The organism is Bernardetia sp. ABR2-2B, assembly GCF_037126435.1.
Taxonomy (GTDB): Bacteria; Bacteroidota; Bacteroidia; order Cytophagales; family Bernardetiaceae; genus Bernardetia.
The window spans coordinates 1,559,745-1,576,512 of the sequence record NZ_CP147020.1 but is presented as its reverse complement, the minus strand read 5'-3'; the positions used below and the strand labels follow the sequence as shown (position 1 = coordinate 1,576,512).

Annotated in this window: 19 protein-coding genes; 3 read left to right on the top strand and 16 right to left on the bottom strand. The window is 32.1% G+C overall.

The window, feature by feature from the left end:
- The first annotated feature begins 12 nt into the window (after window positions 1-12).
- Window positions 13-1,314, top strand: a complete 1,302-nt coding sequence (kynU, locus tag WAF17_RS06585; protein ID WP_338767844.1) for a kynureninase — start codon at window positions 13-15, stop codon at window positions 1,312-1,314.
- Between the two features lie 50 nt (window positions 1,315-1,364).
- Here the strand turns inward: kynU and WAF17_RS06580 are convergent, their stop codons facing one another.
- Window positions 1,365-1,991, bottom strand: coding sequence for a vWA domain-containing protein (locus tag WAF17_RS06580; RefSeq protein ID WP_338767841.1), 627 nt, complete (start codon window positions 1,989-1,991; stop codon window positions 1,365-1,367).
- Window positions 1,992-2,238: 247 nt separating this feature from the next.
- Between WAF17_RS06580 and WAF17_RS06575 the strand changes: the two genes are divergently transcribed.
- Complete coding sequence (locus WAF17_RS06575) at window positions 2,239-3,123, top strand: methyltransferase domain-containing protein (RefSeq protein WP_338767838.1); 885 nt, start codon at window positions 2,239-2,241, stop codon at window positions 3,121-3,123.
- Window positions 3,124-3,179: 56 nt separating this feature from the next.
- Here WAF17_RS06575 and WAF17_RS06570 read toward each other — a convergent pair whose 3' ends face one another.
- From WAF17_RS06570 to WAF17_RS06510, 13 genes are all read right to left on the bottom strand, one after another.
- The gene (locus tag WAF17_RS06570) at window positions 3,180-3,680 is read right to left on the bottom strand and encodes a hypothetical protein (RefSeq protein WP_338767835.1); all 501 of its coding nucleotides are present in this window, start codon (window positions 3,678-3,680) and stop codon (window positions 3,180-3,182) included.
- A gap of 151 nt (window positions 3,681-3,831) precedes the next feature.
- Window positions 3,832-4,263 carry a hypothetical protein gene (locus tag WAF17_RS06565; protein WP_338767832.1) on the bottom strand — a complete coding sequence of 144 codons (432 nt, stop codon included), beginning with the start codon at window positions 4,261-4,263 and terminating at the stop codon, window positions 3,832-3,834.
- A 66-nt stretch (window positions 4,264-4,329) separates the two neighbouring features.
- Window positions 4,330-4,842, bottom strand: a complete 513-nt coding sequence (locus WAF17_RS06560; RefSeq protein ID WP_338767829.1) for a hypothetical protein — start codon at window positions 4,840-4,842, stop codon at window positions 4,330-4,332.
- A 13-nt stretch (window positions 4,843-4,855) separates the two neighbouring features.
- Complete coding sequence (locus tag WAF17_RS06555) at window positions 4,856-5,584, bottom strand: ABC transporter permease (RefSeq protein ID WP_338767826.1); 729 nt, start codon at window positions 5,582-5,584, stop codon at window positions 4,856-4,858.
- A 161-nt stretch (window positions 5,585-5,745) separates the two neighbouring features.
- Window positions 5,746-6,771, bottom strand: a complete 1,026-nt coding sequence (locus tag WAF17_RS06550) for a rhodanese-related sulfurtransferase (RefSeq protein WP_338767823.1) — start codon at window positions 6,769-6,771, stop codon at window positions 5,746-5,748.
- 153 nt (window positions 6,772-6,924) lie between these two features.
- Window positions 6,925-7,629 carry a hypothetical protein gene (locus WAF17_RS06545; protein ID WP_338767820.1) on the bottom strand — a complete coding sequence of 235 codons (705 nt, stop codon included), beginning with the start codon at window positions 7,627-7,629 and terminating at the stop codon, window positions 6,925-6,927.
- A complete protein-coding gene (locus WAF17_RS06540; protein WP_338767817.1) occupies window positions 7,604-7,789 on the bottom strand; it encodes a hypothetical protein in 186 nt (61 codons plus the stop codon). Before WAF17_RS06540 ends, WAF17_RS06545 begins: the two co-directional genes overlap by 26 nt.
- Before the next feature lie 52 nt (window positions 7,790-7,841).
- Window positions 7,842-8,492 carry an ABC transporter ATP-binding protein gene (locus tag WAF17_RS06535; protein ID WP_338767814.1) on the bottom strand — a complete coding sequence of 217 codons (651 nt, stop codon included), beginning with the start codon at window positions 8,490-8,492 and terminating at the stop codon, window positions 7,842-7,844.
- Window positions 8,493-8,813: 321 nt separating this feature from the next.
- A complete protein-coding gene (locus WAF17_RS06530; protein ID WP_338767811.1) occupies window positions 8,814-9,305 on the bottom strand; it encodes a hypothetical protein in 492 nt (163 codons plus the stop codon).
- Window positions 9,306-9,381: 76 nt separating this feature from the next.
- On the bottom strand, window positions 9,382-10,221 hold the full coding sequence (locus WAF17_RS06525) for a hypothetical protein (RefSeq protein ID WP_338767808.1): 840 nt from the start codon (window positions 10,219-10,221) through the stop codon (window positions 9,382-9,384).
- A 125-nt stretch (window positions 10,222-10,346) separates the two neighbouring features.
- Window positions 10,347-10,955: a hypothetical protein gene (locus tag WAF17_RS06520; RefSeq protein ID WP_338767804.1), complete on the bottom strand. Its 609-nt coding sequence runs from the start codon at window positions 10,953-10,955 to the stop codon at window positions 10,347-10,349.
- Between the two features lie 134 nt (window positions 10,956-11,089).
- Window positions 11,090-13,255, bottom strand: coding sequence for a M3 family metallopeptidase (locus WAF17_RS06515; protein ID WP_338767801.1), 2,166 nt, complete (start codon window positions 13,253-13,255; stop codon window positions 11,090-11,092).
- Window positions 13,256-13,431: 176 nt separating this feature from the next.
- Window positions 13,432-14,037 carry a hypothetical protein gene (locus WAF17_RS06510; RefSeq protein ID WP_338767798.1) on the bottom strand — a complete coding sequence of 202 codons (606 nt, stop codon included), beginning with the start codon at window positions 14,035-14,037 and terminating at the stop codon, window positions 13,432-13,434.
- A gap of 251 nt (window positions 14,038-14,288) precedes the next feature.
- Here WAF17_RS06510 and WAF17_RS06505 point away from each other — a divergent pair, with 251 nt between their 5' ends.
- On the top strand, window positions 14,289-14,903 hold the full coding sequence (locus tag WAF17_RS06505; RefSeq protein WP_338767795.1) for a hypothetical protein: 615 nt from the start codon (window positions 14,289-14,291) through the stop codon (window positions 14,901-14,903).
- Window positions 14,904-14,988: 85 nt separating this feature from the next.
- Here the strand turns inward: WAF17_RS06505 and rplQ are convergent, their stop codons facing one another.
- Entirely contained in the window at window positions 14,989-15,519 is a 531-nt protein-coding gene (rplQ, locus tag WAF17_RS06500; RefSeq protein ID WP_338767792.1) for a 50S ribosomal protein L17, read from the bottom strand.
- Between the two features lie 119 nt (window positions 15,520-15,638).
- Window positions 15,639-16,631 carry a DNA-directed RNA polymerase subunit alpha gene (locus WAF17_RS06495; RefSeq protein ID WP_338767789.1) on the bottom strand — a complete coding sequence of 331 codons (993 nt, stop codon included), beginning with the start codon at window positions 16,629-16,631 and terminating at the stop codon, window positions 15,639-15,641.
- Between the last annotated feature and the right edge of the window lie 137 nt (window positions 16,632-16,768).

The window sequence follows — 16,768 nt, the reverse complement described above, 5'->3', positions numbered from 1 at the left end:
TAATTACGAAAGATGAACCACAAAACTACCAAAGACTTCGCACTAAAGTTAGATGCAACTGATTCCTTAGCTCATTTTAGAGAAAAATTTTGGATTCCTACGTTGAGTTCTGTCTCAAAAAATATTAATTCTAGCAAAGAAGAAGTAATTTATTTTTGTGGAAACTCTTTAGGGCTTCAACCCAAAACTACAAAAGCCTATATTGAACAAGAGTTAGAAGACTGGAAAAACTTAGGTGTAGAAGGACATTTTCATGGAAAAAATCCGTGGCTCTCCTATCATAAATTACTTACAAATCAGACAGCCAAAATTGTAGGTGCAAAGCCTATTGAAGTAGTAGTAATGAATAATTTGACAGTCAATTTACATCTATTAATGGTTTCATTTTATCGACCTACTCAAAAACGTTTCAAAATATTGATGGAAGGAGGAGCTTTTCCTTCTGACCAATATGCTGTCGAATCTCAAGTTAAGTTTCACAAACTTTTGCCAGATGAAGCTATTGTTGAAATGATTCCTAGAGAGGGCGAGGAAACGCTAAGAACAGAAGATATAACAAAGAAAATAGAAGAACTTGGCGATGAACTAGCTTTGGTTATGTTTGGTGGCGTAAATTACTATACAGGACAATTTTTTGACGTAGAAAAAATTACAGCAGCAGCTCACAAAATCGGTGCAACAGCAGGATTTGATTTGGCACATGCAGCAGGAAATGTACCTTTAAAACTTCATGATTGGAAAGTAGATTTTGCGACTTGGTGTAGTTATAAATACCTTAATTCTGGTGCTGGTGGAACTTCTGGTGTATTTGTAAATGAAAAATATGCTGATGATAATTCGCTTCCACGATTTGCAGGTTGGTGGGGACACGATGAGAAAGACCGTTTTAAAATGAAAAAAGGATTTATTCCGATGCGTGGTGCAGAAGGTTGGCAACTAAGTAATGCACAGATTTTGCCGATGGCTGCACACAAAGCCTCTTTAGATATTTTTGAAGAAGCAGGTTTTGAAAACCTAAGAGAAAAAAGTGAACAGTTAACAGCATATATGGAGTTTTTGGTAGAAAGTTTTAATAAAGAACAATCAAAAATTCAAATTCAAATCATTACACCAAAAAATAAATCTGAAAGAGGTTGTCAGTTGTCTTTGGTTTTTGATAAAGAAGGTAAAAAGTATCACGAAATCCTAACTCAGAAAGGAGTTATTTCAGATTGGAGAGAACCTAATGTGATTCGCATTGCACCTATTCCTTTATATAATTCTTTTATGGATTGTTATCGATTTTATGAAATTTTGAAAGAAATTGCTTTGTGAAAAAATGGCATTACTTCAAATTGAGGTAATGCTATTTTTTATTCCTAGTTTCAATCATAGAAACCTTTACTTGTATCTTCATTATTCCTAATCTTTGCGCTGTATTTCATGCGTGATGATTTTTCTTTACTAAACATTTTCTTGATGTCTTGGTCGTTTGCCTCAAATTTCATTGTATTGGTAATTGAAATGGATGCTGCAAAAGCTTCTACATCGTGATTTGCTCCGATATAAGTAAATGTCCAATTTTGTTGTTTTAGCTCATCTACCATTTGTTTTATAGTTTTTCCATTGAACTCCTTTGATGAGTTTTCTTCTCCATCTGTCAGAATTGTAACCAAAACATTGTAATCTGAATGTGTTTGAGTAATTTTTCGTAGCTGTGAAATACTGTTTCCCATCGCATCAAAAAGTGGTGTTCCTGCTGTTGGATTATATTTTGTCTTATCAATCTCATTTAATTTTTCTACACTTTCATTCTCTAAAAGCGTATTTGTATGCAGAGAATTAAACGTAACAAGACTGATAAAATGTGCCTGTTCTGGATACTGTTTGGCAACTCCTTTTACAGTTTGTACGACTTCATTAAAGCCACTAATAATTGTATTTTTGATAGAATTCATTGAGCCACTCTCATCTAGGATAATGAGATTGAATACTTTGTGTGTCTTTGACATAATTATAGGTAGTTTGGTTGTTAGCGTACATTTTAGATTAATATACGAAAAAACAAGCATATTTTTGAGCAACGAGATAACATTTTTATTCTCTATTTTTTTAATCAAGAGTAAGTCTGTTTAACCATTGCTTTTTACTAAAATTTTGAGGATAAATAACAGAATTTACTTTTAAAGAATTTATTCATAAATTGAGCTATCAAAATAAGTAAAACAGCTTTATTCTATCCCACAAAATAAAAACACTATGAACGAAAGAGATAAAGAATACGAAGAGTATAAGAAAGAGCAAGAAAAAGAGCCTAGTGACTACCTAGAAGCCAATAAGAAAATGTGGAATTCGCTTACAGAAGCCCACCGAGATTCTAACTTTTATAATGTTGCACAATTTAAAAAGGATAGAAATTCATTAAACTCTATCGAAATAAATGAAGTAGGTGATGTAAAAGGAAAATCTCTTTTGCACCTTCAATGTCATTTTGGAATGGATACGCTCTCGTGGGCAAATATGGGAGCAAAAGTTACGGGGATGGATATGTCTGATGCTTCTATCGAACTAGCTGGAGAACTGAGCCGAGAAATAGAAACTCCTGCCAACTTTGTCGTATCTGATGTCTATTCGCTTAGAGATAATTTGGAAGGCGAGTTTGATGTTGTCTTTACTTCTTATGGTGCAATTGGTTGGCTTCCAGATTTGAATAAATGGGCTGAAATAGTGGCTAGTTATATCAAAGAAGGTGGTTTTTTTTATATGGTAGAATTTCACCCAGTTATTTATATGTATGAATGGGGAAATAATTTTGCACTTCAATATTCTTATTTCAATGAATCTTCAATTGTAGAAGAGGTAGAGCAATCTTATACAGGTGATAGGCACAAACAAAAACAGGTTTCTTATTCGTGGAATCACTCTATTAGTGAAATCATCAATTCGCTTCTTGCACAAGGTTTGCAACTAGAGTTTTTTAATGAATATGAATATAGTGTTTATAATTGTTTTCCAAATCTAAAAGAAATAGAAAAAGGAAAGTTTCGTTTCAAACCTCCTTATGATAAACTTCCTCATACGTTTTCTTTGAAAGTTAGAAAGCCATTTTCTAAGAAAAAAATAGCTGGAAGAATTGAAGTATAATTTGTCAGAATATAAAAAGTCTTTTTGAGTTAAATCGAAAAGACTTTTTTATATGATTATTTTTTCACTCGTGTAAATCTCAAAAAAGGTTGATTATTAAAATCTCCACCTACATACAAAAGGTCATCAATGGTAGTTTCTCCAATGGCAATAAATACATTAAAACTTTCAGAATCACCTAATGGGTCGCCATCTCGCTCTCTAAACCACAAAATATGAGGGTTGCCACTCAAAACAGTCAAGATATAAGGCTTATTTTCTGTGAAGACTTTCGTTTCAGATTTGATAGTAATATAACCTGCCGAATAAATAACTTTATCCTTCAAAAAATCTTGATACTTCGTAGGGATTTGCTCTAAAATGGTAGTGTCTTTTTTAAAGTTTATAGTATAGCCCTCTTGCTGAGAAAACCACTCGCCTTCCATAGCAGAAGAAACTACATTTTCTTTGTCATTCACACACACTAAAGGAGTTGATTCTTGTTGTGCTAGACTTTTGAAAGAAAGAAGACTACAAACTAAGAATAGAAAAGCAGATTTTTGAAATAGGTTTTGCATTGCTTTTTGGTTTAAGTAGAAAAGTAATAATTTGTTCTACCGAAAAGTACGCAAATAAAATGCAAGGTTGATAAATAAATACTACTTTTTGTATTCTTCCATTATAAACTAATTCGAAATAAACTGTGATAGAATTAGTATGTCATTACAATTATTGTGGTAGTTCTGCCAAGCCATTAAAAATACGTTCTTTGAGTAGATTTATGATTCTTCTATCTGTTCCTGTTTTGTTTTGAGCATACAGATTATATTCTTCTAAATCAAAATGTCCTATTATCATTCCTAATAACTGACTTTTAAATTTTATATCTTTCTGAAAAACAGTATCTATGTATTCTCGCTGTTTGGTCGCTGAAAGTCTTGAATAGCTTCTTTCACTTTTACTACTCTTACTTGTTTTTTTAGCTTCTTTTTCAGTAATATAATCTTTAAAAATAGCGATTAATATTTTGTTTTGAAGTTTGAGAATAGGACGTAAAGTAGAGTTTTGAAAACGCTCTTCGCCACTCATCGTATCTACAAGAAGTGCATTAGAAATTTGTGGACGAATAGATTTTTTTGGAGTAAGGTTTTGGTCTGACAATGTTTTTGAAAATTAGTGATGTATTTATTGAAATTGATATGATTAGGGGTGTTCGTATTTATATTCTTACTTGCTGATTTCTTCTTTCTTCACTCTTTTTGATAAGTAAAATATAAAGAGTACCCAAAACAAAACAAAAGGAATAGCATAATAGCTTCTTTCAGTAATTTTAGTTAGAGCTAAAAAAGTAATGATTCCTGTAGAAAAAAGCCAAAGAAATTTTAATATTGATAAAACAGAAAAATCATTTTTGGTAACAAAACGAACTAGATATGTAAAGGAAATTCCTAGAAGAGAAATCATCAGCATTATTCCTGCAAAAGACCAGTGCATTATCTTAAAAGCGATGCCAAAAACTAAAATGACTAATAAAACTCTTATTATTTTCCAATAAAGTGTATCTTTTGTTGTTCCATTTTTGAACATCAAATAAGCTCCCCAAAATTGAAAAAGTTTAAATCCTACATCAATTAGATAATCTCCGTATTGATTTAGATTTTCCAAGAAATTTAATCCTACTCCTATAAAGACTATTAAAAAAGAGATATAAACAAAAAGAAAAACAATTTTATCACTCATAGTTATTTCTAAATCAAACAAGAAGTTGAGCAAGCAAATAATCGGCTAAAAGAATAGCAATACAACTTGTAGTAACTGCCTTCGTACTTGCTTCGCCTACTTCTAATGCGCCACCTCGTGTATAATAACCTTTATAAGCAGAAATAGTAGTAACCAAAAAGGCAAAAACTACTGATTTGATAAGCATAAAAGTAACATTAAACTCAACAAAATCTAAACGAATTCCATATACATATTCTACTGAAGTTACTTGTCCTGTAAGTGTTGCAGCTAAATATCCACCTCCAACGGCTAAAAAAGCAGCCAAAATAACAAGCAACGGATAAGTTACCAAACCAGCCAAAATTTTTGGAAAAACCAAGTACGAAGTTGCATTAATTCCCATTACTTCAATGGCATCAATTTGTTCTGTTATTCGCATTGTACCTAATCCACCAGCGATATTTGAGCCTACTTTTCCTGCAAAAACGATAGCCGTAATGGTGGGAGCAAGTTCTAAAATAGTCATATCACGAACGATTGTACCGATAAGTGATTTAGGAATAAGAGGGCTAACAAGGTTATAGGCTGTCTGAACGGCAGTTACTGCACCAATAAAAGTAGAAATAATGGTAACAATATAGACTGAACTAATACCAATTCGCATACATTCATCTACAAAGAGACGAACATAAACGTGCCACGGCTCCATATCTGTAACCGTTCGGCTTAAAAAAATCATATACTTACCAAGACTTTTCATGTAGGATTGTTAAAAATAATTACGGAAAACGAAAGATTTAATTTCTATTCCTTTAGTTGAAAAAATGCTTTATTTAAGAAGTTAATAAAAATCAATTGTTTCTCCTCAAACAAAGCATAAAACGTTTTCAAATCAAAACAGTTTAGATAATTCTAACTTTTCTATTTTTTATTTATGTTTTTATCAATTACTTTATCAACATTCCAACCGATATAAGGATTATATCCATTCAAATTTTTCTTATACATTCCCTTTCCCTCTGGCTCGTATTGGCGTTTTTCTGGATGGTTTTTACACTCATCACTACACGCACCGTCCATTTTTTCTAAACAAGGTTTGCAAATAGTTGTGTGTCGATTACATTTTGGATTGGCACAGTTTACCATATAGTCGCTGCGCTGTTCACACACATAACAGGTACTTACTAAAGTCGGATTTACTTCGTTTACATCAACAGCTACACGCTCATCAAAAACATAACATTTTCCTTCAAAATCTTCTCCTCCCACTTCTTTTCCGTATTTTATAATTCCACCGTGGAGCTGATAAACAGATTCAAAACCTTCTTTCAAGAGTAATGCAGATGCTTTTTCGCATTTTATTCCTCCTGTACAATAGGTCAAGACTTTTTTATCTTTGTACTTTTCTAATTCTTTTATCTTCTCTGGAAATTCTCTAAAATTTTCCATATCCAATGTAACAGCATTTTTGAAATGTCCCAAATTATGCTCGTAATCTGAACGCACATCAAGAATAACAACATCGTCATTATCTTTCAAGTTTTTAAATTCTTGAGGAGAAAGATGAGTTCCTGTTCCGTGATAGGGTTTTATGTGTGGAATACCTGCATGAACAATTTCTTTTTTCAAGCGAACATTTATTTTGCTAAATGTATTATGCTCCGACGCATCAATCTTGAAATCAATATCTTTAAAACGAGCATCACTTTCTAAAGCATCAATATATTTTTGACATGCTTCTGGAGTTCCACAAACTGTTCCGTTCAGACCTTCATCGGCTACAATGATTCTTCCCAAAAGTCCTAATTTTATACAAAAAAGATGATGTTCTTCTTTGAATTTTTCTGGATTTTCGATGGGTGTAAAGCAATAATACAAAAGGACACGATACGGAAAATGAGGATTTTCGACGTTATTTACTGCAAGTTTATTTTCTGTTGTTTTCATACCTAGGTCTTAGTTTCAGCTAAGTGGTAATTTTTTTAGTAATTAATGATTAGTTTTTAGTGATTAATTATAAATTAATACAACCACTATTTTTTGAATTGAGTTGCAAAGATACGAAAATACTTATATTTCTTTTGTTATAAGAGGTTACAATTACCTACTTCCTAATCGCTGTCTATTTTTTATACTGAGATACATAGAAATATATGGAGGGCTTATGTGAGAGAAATTATAAATAAAGTCTCCTTTTAATGACTTTTCAAAATCGTTTAAAAAGGTAATAATTTTATTTGTATTTTCTATTTTTACAGAAATACTATCTATTTCAAAAGCATATTTCTTTTTATCGATTTTATTATTTAGGAGTTCTTCTATTTCTTCTTTTTTCTGTATAAGTGTTTCAGCCATGTTTGTTTCAGCTATTTTTTTATAAAGTAAAGTTAGAATATCATTTTTTAAAACTCCTTGCAGGGGAAAGCCATTTGCGACCTTTTCAACGACAACTCCCATTTCAGTTTTAGAGATACATTCAATATATACACATAGATTTTTGTCTTCAATTTTTTCAAAAAATGAGTTTATAATATATGTTTCTTCGTTGGGGTTATGAAAATCAAAAACATCATCCTCATCATATTTGAAAAATGAATTATTTTTATATAAATTTTCCTTTTTCTTTCTGTTAGTCTCATAATTTATTCTCTCTCCTATAAGCATTACATATAACGGACTTAAATCTTCAGAATTGGAGTACCAATTTTCAATTTCTGTAATTTTGACTACAACATTTATCTTACGAAGATATATAAAGTCTGAAACTATTTGCTCTATTTTATGTATTGCGTTTGGAATATTCAAAAAGGTAAATTGGAGAAATCCATACTCTTGAAAAAATACTTTTGAGAAAAAGTTTAAACTCTTTACCACGATTAAAAAGACTAAATACAACTCCTGTTAGTATAAGTAAAACAATTGGAGTAAAAATAATAGTTACAATTACCAAAAGAGCTATTAGCATAATTATATTTTAGTGACGTTTTAATTTTACCTCCTCAATAAAATACTTGAAATCAAACCACCAAACCTTTTTTCAAAACAATTTCTCTATCTGCCATTTTTGCTAGTTCTGGATTGTGAGTAACGATAACAAAAGTTTGTTCGAACTCTTCTCTTAGTGTAAAAAATAAATTATGTAATTCATCTGCATTCTTGCTGTCTAAGTTTCCACTAGGTTCATCTGCAAAAACTAAGGCTGGAGAATTTATCAACGCTCTTGCTACGGCTACACGCTGCTGTTCTCCACCTGAAAGCTCGGAAGGCTTGTGGTCTTTTCTATCCAAAATCCCAAAACGGTCTAAGAGTTCTGATGCTCGTTTTTCAGCCTCTTTGACATTTTTTTTACCAATAAAAGCGGGCATACAAACATTTTCTAATGCTGAAAACTCTGGTAATAGGTTATGAAATTGAAAAATAAAACCGATTTGTTCGTTTCTGAAAGTAGCTAGTTGGTTTGATTTGAGTTTCTGAACTTCTACACCATTTATTATTATTTCTCCTCCATCTGGCGAATCTAATGTTCCCAAAATATGCAAAAGGGTAGATTTTCCTGCACCCGAAGAACCTGTAATGGCAACAACTTCTTTTTTGGCAATCGATAAATCAATTCCTTGCAAGACTTCTAATGAACCATATTTTTTGATTATATTTTTGGCAATGAGCATAGATGTATTTTTGATAGTTTTTGTTTTGCAAAGATACAATTACAAAAAAGCACAAACAAACTTTGAAGTAGCACCAAGAGTATTAAAACTTAATTGAAACCATTACATTTAATTAATTTAGTATTTCTAAAATTTCCTCGTCTGTTTCTCTCGTTTTCCATTCTTCTAACACATTAATTGCAATAGTATCATTTGGCTTTATTTCTAAGTACATCTTGAGTGAACGAGCTTTCAATAGCTTTTCAAATTTAAACTTTTTAGTATATTTTCCTTCTTTAACTCTCTGCTTAGATTAAAAAAAAAGATGTTTAAAATTTAGTTTTATTCTTCCTCTTCCCAAATAGCCAAGCATTTTTTTTCTTGCCAAAATTTCTCTAAAGTCATTTTAGGATTCAAAACTACTTTTATGGTAAGTGGACTCAAACGAACACTTATTTTGTGAGAAGATTCTCCAAAAGTTCCAATATCTACCACTTCATTTCCTTTCAGCTCCAAATTATTTCTATCCAAATAACTCATAATAGCAGGAACTTGTAAATCTACTCCTCCAGTAGCTTTTGCATGTGGATTTTCTAAAACTTTGGCAGTCTGTATCAATTCCTCCAAATCAGCACGGTTATTTTCAAAATGCAATTCATAACTTTTATAATAGATACTTTCTAGGGCATCTTCTTGTGAAACAAATTCGCCATCAATTACATAACCGATAAGCCAATTATCGCCATATTTTTTATCCCATTCCCTCTGTCTTTTTTGTCTTTGTTTGAGATTTCCTGCTTTTCCGATTCTTCGTTCTACGATTTTCCAACTCATTGATAGTTTACTTTTTTTGATATAAAATGATTGTAGTTAGGAAACTGCTTTTTTGGTGGGAAAGGTTCAGAGTTAATCAATTCAATATTTCCAAAATCTCTTTATCAGTTTCTCTTGTTTTCCATTTTTCTAAAATATCAAGAGCAAAAATATCATTTGGTTTTATTTCTAAATACATTTTAAGAGAATGAGCTTTAAGTGGTTTAGTAAATTTAAACCTTCTAGAATATTTTCCTTCTTTAATTCTTTGTTCTGAAATAGCTACATCAAGAAAATAATAACAGTATTTTTCAATAAGTGGGTTTTCTTGTTCGTATAAGTCTTTGATAAGATAGAAACTTCTTAAATAAGCCCGATAGTTATCTTTTACTATACTACGAGTAATTAACCTAGAGAGTAATGAGGTTACTAGAGGTTTGTCTCTTAAAGTCGAAAGATATTTCATATAAACGTGTCCAAACGAACCAAACTTCCCTTTCTTTACAAAAACTCTTTCAGTAAATTCAATATTCTCTACCTCATCAAAAAAATCTGGATACTTTACTAATACTTTCATTGCTTCTATAGAATACCATATATGGGTTTCTTCAATTATATCCTTTAACTTTTCAACGTTGTTTTCTATTTTAGATAACCCAATTAATTCAAAGGTGGCTTTTACCCAAGCAAGCTCCCAGTTTTGTCCGTATGAATATCTATCTAGCTTTTCTTTTATTGAAGTAGGATATTCTTGTGGATTATCATAGATATTAAAAAGGTGTGATTCCCATTTTTTATCAAATTTTACTGTTTCATCAACTTTAATATTCTCTAGTATTCCTTCTGATTTATCAATCATTGAAGTAATTGTTTTTTCAATGTTACGATACGTTCTATAAAAAATGAAGCATCTAAGTAATTGAATAAATCTTTTCATAGTCTGTTTTGTGATTTTAGAAAGCATCAATTTACTGCTAAAATTTTATTTTTAGTAAAAAAAACCACCTCCAAAAACAAAAAAAGTTTTCAAAGGTGGGTTTAGTTGGTTTCTATTGAAGTTTATCAGTAGGCAATCACTTCAATTTCACCTTGCTCTATCTCTTCTTTATTTCTTAAATCCTCGTATTCGTAGTTACCATATTCATTGATGCTATTTTTAATTATAATTTTTCTGTTTTCAAGCCAATTGAGAGCATTTTGTGCATCTACAATAATTTTAGGATAGAACTTATTGAGTAATTCTTCTTGTTCAACTCTACTTATTTCTTTCCAAGTTTTGGTATATTCATCTATTGGTGGAGAGGCAACTACAAGCCCATAGGTTAAGCCAAGCCTTCTTAAAAAATTATATCCAGAGCAATATAAATCATAAGTCATTTCAATAGATTCAGCACATTTTTCATCTTTATCAATTATTGATTTTAAATAATCTTGAAGTTTTTTTATTTCAAATTTACCATTATCTACAAACTGGCTAATTACTTTTTCCAACTCAAGATGAATATATTTTTCTTTAAAATTCAATGAAATTAGGTCTAGATACGAATTAGGAGGCAATTCCATTTCTAATTCCTTTGTATTATAAACCCATTGTTCAAAGTTTTGAATACTAACTTTATATTTCAAGACTTCGTAAAATTTTTGTTCAATATGTTCACTGATTTTTCGCATTGTAAGTAATTATAATTAAATTTTTGTAGTCAAAAAGACAAACCACCTCCCAAACAAAAAAGTTTCAAAGGTGGTTTCAAATTCTAAACTGTCTGACACTTTGAAGTATCTGACAGTTTTATTTTACAGCTTTTTTACTTCTTCGGAACAGGAAAACCTCTATCACGCATCAATGCTTCCATATTTGCTTCACGTCCTCTAAAGAGTTTGTAGGCTTCGGCTGGGTCTATAGCATTTCTTGGCGCAAAAAGATATTTTACTAACTTTTCTGCCATTTCTGCATCATAAAAACCTCCGTCTGCTTCTGCAAAGGCTTCGGCTGCGTCTGCTGTCAAAACATCTGCCCACATATAACCATAATAGGCTGTTGCGTAGCCTTCTCCAGAAAAAACATGTCCGAAATGTGGCGTTCTGTGGCGCATCACAAGCTCTTTTGGCATTCCAAGCTCGTCTAATGTTTCTTTTTCAAATTTGTCAATATCAATATTTGCTGGGTCTGCAAGGTGGATTTTCATATCTATAAGTGCAGAAGCTAAGTATTCTGTCGTCGCAAAACCTTGATTGAAAGTAGATGCTTTCTTGATTTTGTCTATGAGTTCTTTTGGCATCGGTTCGCCAGTTTCACTATGCACCAAATAGTTATTGATAACCTCATCAGTAGATAACCAACGCTCCAAAAGCTGTGATTGAAATTCTGTATAATCTCTCACACCACCGTTCAGCGTTGGATATTTTACATTCGAAGAGAAGGCATGTAGCGCATGACCAAACTCGTGAAAGAATGTATTTGCATCGTCCCAAGAAACTAAAAGAGGTTGATTTGGTGCAGGTTTTACAAAGTTTGAATTGTTGGAAGCCAAAACGTTTTTCTTTCCATCAAAAGTTGTATGACTTCTGTAGCTTGTCGCCCACGCCCCCGAACGCTTACCTTGTCTTGCATACGGGTCAAGATACCAAAGTCCGATATTCTCGCCTGTGTCTTTGTCGGTTACTTCCCAAACTTTTACATCTTCATGAAAAACTGGAACAGAACCTTCTGGAACAGGCGTAAACTTATAATTAAAAAGTCGTCCTGCGACATAATGCATCGCTTCGGTGAGTTTGTCAAGCTGTAAATATTGTTTTACTTCTTCCGAATCCAAATCGTATTTTGCTTGTCTTACTTTTTCAGCATAAAAACGATAATCCCAAGGCTCTATCGTAATTTTGTCGCCACTTTTGTTTGCTACGTCTTGCATGTCTTTTACTTCTTCATCCACTCTTGCAATTGATGCCTTCCAAACTGTTTCCATCAAATTCATTGCATTTTTTGGGTTTTTTGCCATACGATTTTGCAAACGCCATTCAGCATAATTGTCATATCCCAAAAGCTCCACACGCTCTCTACGTAATTTTAATATTTCTGCAATGATTTTGTTGTTGTCATATTCGTCTGCATTATCTCCTCTTGAATAGTAGTTTTTCCAAACTTTTTCACGTAAATCTCTTTCAGTAGAATACGTCAAAAAAACATCCATTGACGAACGAGTATTTGTGATAGCATATTTTCCTTCTTGTCCGTTGTCAGTTGCTATTTTGGCAGCCGACTTAATAAAACCTTCTGATAAACCTCCTAATTGATTTTCGTCTAAATAAGTGATATAACCTTCTTCATCGTGCAAAACATTGTTTGAAAACTTGGTATAAAGTGTCGAAAGTTCTTTGTTGATAGCAGCATATTTTGCTTTTTTCTCTGGACTAAGTTCTGCACCATTCATCTCAAAACTTTTATAAGTGAGTTCTAAAACACGCTGCTTGTCAGCTTCTAAAGGCGTTTCTTTAGCGTTGTCGTAAACAGTTTTGATGCGTTGAAATAGCTTTTCGTTTTGTGTAATTTTAGAATTAAACTCTGAAAATTTAGGGGAAAGTTCTTCATCAATCGCTCTAAACTCTGGCGAAGACATATTACTGCTCCAAATTCCATAATAATTGAAAGCTCTATCTAGTTCTTTTCCTGCACGTTCCATTTCTTCGATGGTATTTTCGAAAGTAGCAGGTTCTGGATTATTGGCTATTTTTTCAATATCAGCCAAATTCATTTCCATTCCTTTTAACATCGCTGGTTTGATGTCTTCTAGCTTCATTTTATCAAAAGCAGGAACACCACCATAATCGCCTGTCCATTCTTGTAATAATAGATTTTCTGTCGTGGTCTCTTCTTTTGTTTCCTGTGTTTCTTTTTTTACTTCTTGCTTACACGCCGAAAAAGCAAATAAAATAAGTAGTAAAAATAGACTTTGTTTGATTGTCTGTTTTATCATCTTTGAGTATAGGTTTGATAAGAGTTGAGTTTTTATTTACAACTTTAAATTTAACTATACTTTTGATAAAATTTTGTTGCTAGGCTACTGAAAGGGTATTTATTAGGTTTTTTTGTGAATGTGAAAATGAAATGACTGTTAGTTTATAAAATTACTTCTTTTCTAAACAGACTTAATTATCTTTTTTTTCTATTAAATTCAGGAAAACACTGAACACCAATAGCACCACCAAGCCATTCCATAGCGACATCTCTTTCATACAAAATATACCTACAACTATCATTATAATTATTAGTCAAACTATCTGGAACTGGCTCATCAAATAAATTATAAAAGTACATTCCCATTCCGTGCCTTCGATATCCAATTTGACAAGGATTACCACTTTGAATAGAAATACAATTACCGTTATCTAATTTTTGTTTCAAAGAATCAATAGTTTTATAAGTCCAATTTAATTCTTTCAATAAGTCTTCTTCTTCTACTGACTTTGTACCAATATCTAAATTAGGGTTATATTTTCCATCTATTTTTACATAAAACCTACTTATAGAATAGTTCTCAAATTCAATTTCTATATTTTTATTTTGAGGAAGCCTAGAACTAATAAAATCTTCCAAACTACGAATTTCTATTGATTTGTCTTCGTAATTAGAAACCAATTCTTCATAACTAGATGAGTCAAACTGAGCAAACATAGCTATTATCATTACTATTGAACCAACAATATATAAAGCAAAAGCTCCTCCTCCAATTATGAGTATCCATTTTAATATCTTCATTTCTTACAATAAATTAATTTGCTTCATTTATTTTTTCAAATTTTACTATATTTTTGATGAAGTTCTGGTGTTAGGCTAATGAAAGGGATTTATTAGTTTTTTTAGCTCTTTCAATAAGCAGTTTCTTGTAATTGTGTATAAACTCAAAATTGTTGTTTTGAAAAATAGCTCTAACACAAAACAAACTAAACTTACTTCAAAGTGTTAGCACAGTGATTTCAATTATTTTATTTTTTCAACTCGCTATTTTTATGTTTACAAAAAAGATTATTTTTCTATCTCTATTTTTATTTGTTCTCTTTACTAATTCTTCTTTTGCTCAAGAAAATCGGATTGATTTACCTCAAATAAACAAAGAACGTCTTTCTCTTCAAAAAAACTCTATGTATGTTTTGGGAGGTTGGTCAGTTGCTAATTTTGCATATAGTGGTGCAACTCTAGCAACAGGAGTTAGTAATGGCGAAGATAAGTATTTTCATCAATTCAATATCTATTGGAATACTGTCAATTTTGCTTTGGCAGGAAGCAGTCTTTTATTTGGCAAAAAAAATACAGATTTGAATTATTCACAAACCCTGAAAGCTTATCATTCGACAGAATCACTTTTTTTACTCAATACTGGAATTGATGTAGGATATATGGCAGCAGGATTATATTTAAGAGAACGAGCAAAAACGGAAACGACTATAAAAAATACGAATCGTTTTCTAGGTTATGGAAAATCACTCATTTTGCAAGGAGGATTTTTGTTTGCTTTTGATTTGACAGCCTATGCACTCAATAAAAGACAATCCAACACCTTATATGAGATTCCTGTTTCGCTTTCTCTTGCTCCAAACCAAATGAGATTCACTTATACATTTTAAATTATTGACTACAAAAAATAACACCTTTCTAAATCTATAAGAATTAAAAAGGTGTTATTTACATATTGAGAAAGCCAAATTTTGATTACTCTTCTTCGCTAGAAGAAGCATCATCAGCTTTCTTTTCTTCTGTTTGCTCTGCAGTTGCTTCTGTAGAAGCTGCTGTTTGTGTAGCATCATTAGAAGAAGATTTTTTCTTCTTACGACGACCACGACGAGTACGTCCTGTGCTGCTTGATTCTTGTAGCATAAGTTCATTATAATCTACAAGTTCGATAAAGCAAACATCAGAATTATCGCCCAAACGAGGCAAACTAAGTTTGATAATGCGTGTGTATCCTCCCGGACGCTCACCCACTTTACGAGCTACTTCATTGAAAAGCTCTTTGGTAGCCTCTTTGTCTTGAAGGTAAGAAAAAACAACACGTTGGTCGTTTTGAGTTCCACCCTTTGCACGAGTAATCAAAGGCTCAACATATTTGCGTAATGCTTTCGCTTTCGCAGTTGTTGTCTGAATACGTTTGTGCATTATGAGAGAGGCTGCCATGTTAGAGAGCATCGCCTTACGGTGAGATGATGTACGCCCTAAATGATTGAATTTTTTTCCGTGTCTCATTTTCGTATAAGTTTGGACAAGTTTATTTCATAAAAACAAACCTTGCCTGGAGTTCTGTATTAAATGCCAGTAGTAGAACATTAAATCAGACAATATTCTAATACAAGTAAAAGATAAAATTAATCTTCGTCTAGTTTGTATTTGCTAATGTCTAATCCAAAAGTAAGTCCTAAATCAGATACAAGTTGTTCCAATTCAGTAAGTGATTTCTTACCAAAGTTACGGAATTTCATCATATCAGAGATTTCCAAACTTACAAGGTCGCCAAGTGTACGAATATTTGCTGCTTTTAAGCAGTTGTAAGCACGAACAGATAAGTCCATTTCTGAAAGAGCTGTTTTGAGTTGCTTACGCATTCTTACAAATTCTTCATCTACTTCTTCCTCTTGTTGTGTCTCTAAATAGTCAAGCGTTATATTTTGGTCAGAAATTAGAGCCAAATGACGCATAAGTAAATGAGCTGCACCTTTAAGAGCATCTTCTGGATGAATAGAACCATCAGTTTGGATATCCATAACTAATTTTTCATAATCCGTTTTTTGCTCAACACGAGTATTTTCGATGCTATATGTTACATTTTTAATTGGTGTATAGATAGCATCTATTGGAATATAGCTTGAAGAATTTTCTGCTTGACGATTTTCCTCAGCAGGAACGTATCCACGTCCTTTATCTAAGAAAAGTTCAAGTTCGAGTTCTACTGATTCGTCCATGTGACAGATTACCAATTCTGGATTCAACACCTCAAATTCATTGGTAGCATCTGTGATATCTTTTCCTGTTAGTTCGGATTTTCCAGAAAGTTGAATTGTAATCTTCTGACTAGACTCATCTTCTACTAATTTTTTAAGACGCAACATCTTTAAATTCAAAATGATTTCGCTTACATCTTCTACAACGCCTTCGACGGTAGAAAACTCATGTAAAACTGAACCCATTTTGATACCGATGATTGCATATCCTTCTAATGAAGAAAGCAATACACGACGAAGTGCGTTACCAACAGTTACACCATAACCGGGTTCTAATGGTTTGAATTCGAAGATACCGTGAAAATCATCGGCTTTCTCCATTACCACTTTGTCGGGCATTTGAAACGCTAATACTGCCATAGAACTTACTGTATATTTTGAAGTGTTTTTTTAAAAGAATTGATAACCTTATGAAAGAATTAAAGAGTATGAATTACGGATTAGGAGTGTAACTACATATAAAATAAGTTACAATCGAAATAATAATTCTGATAAAC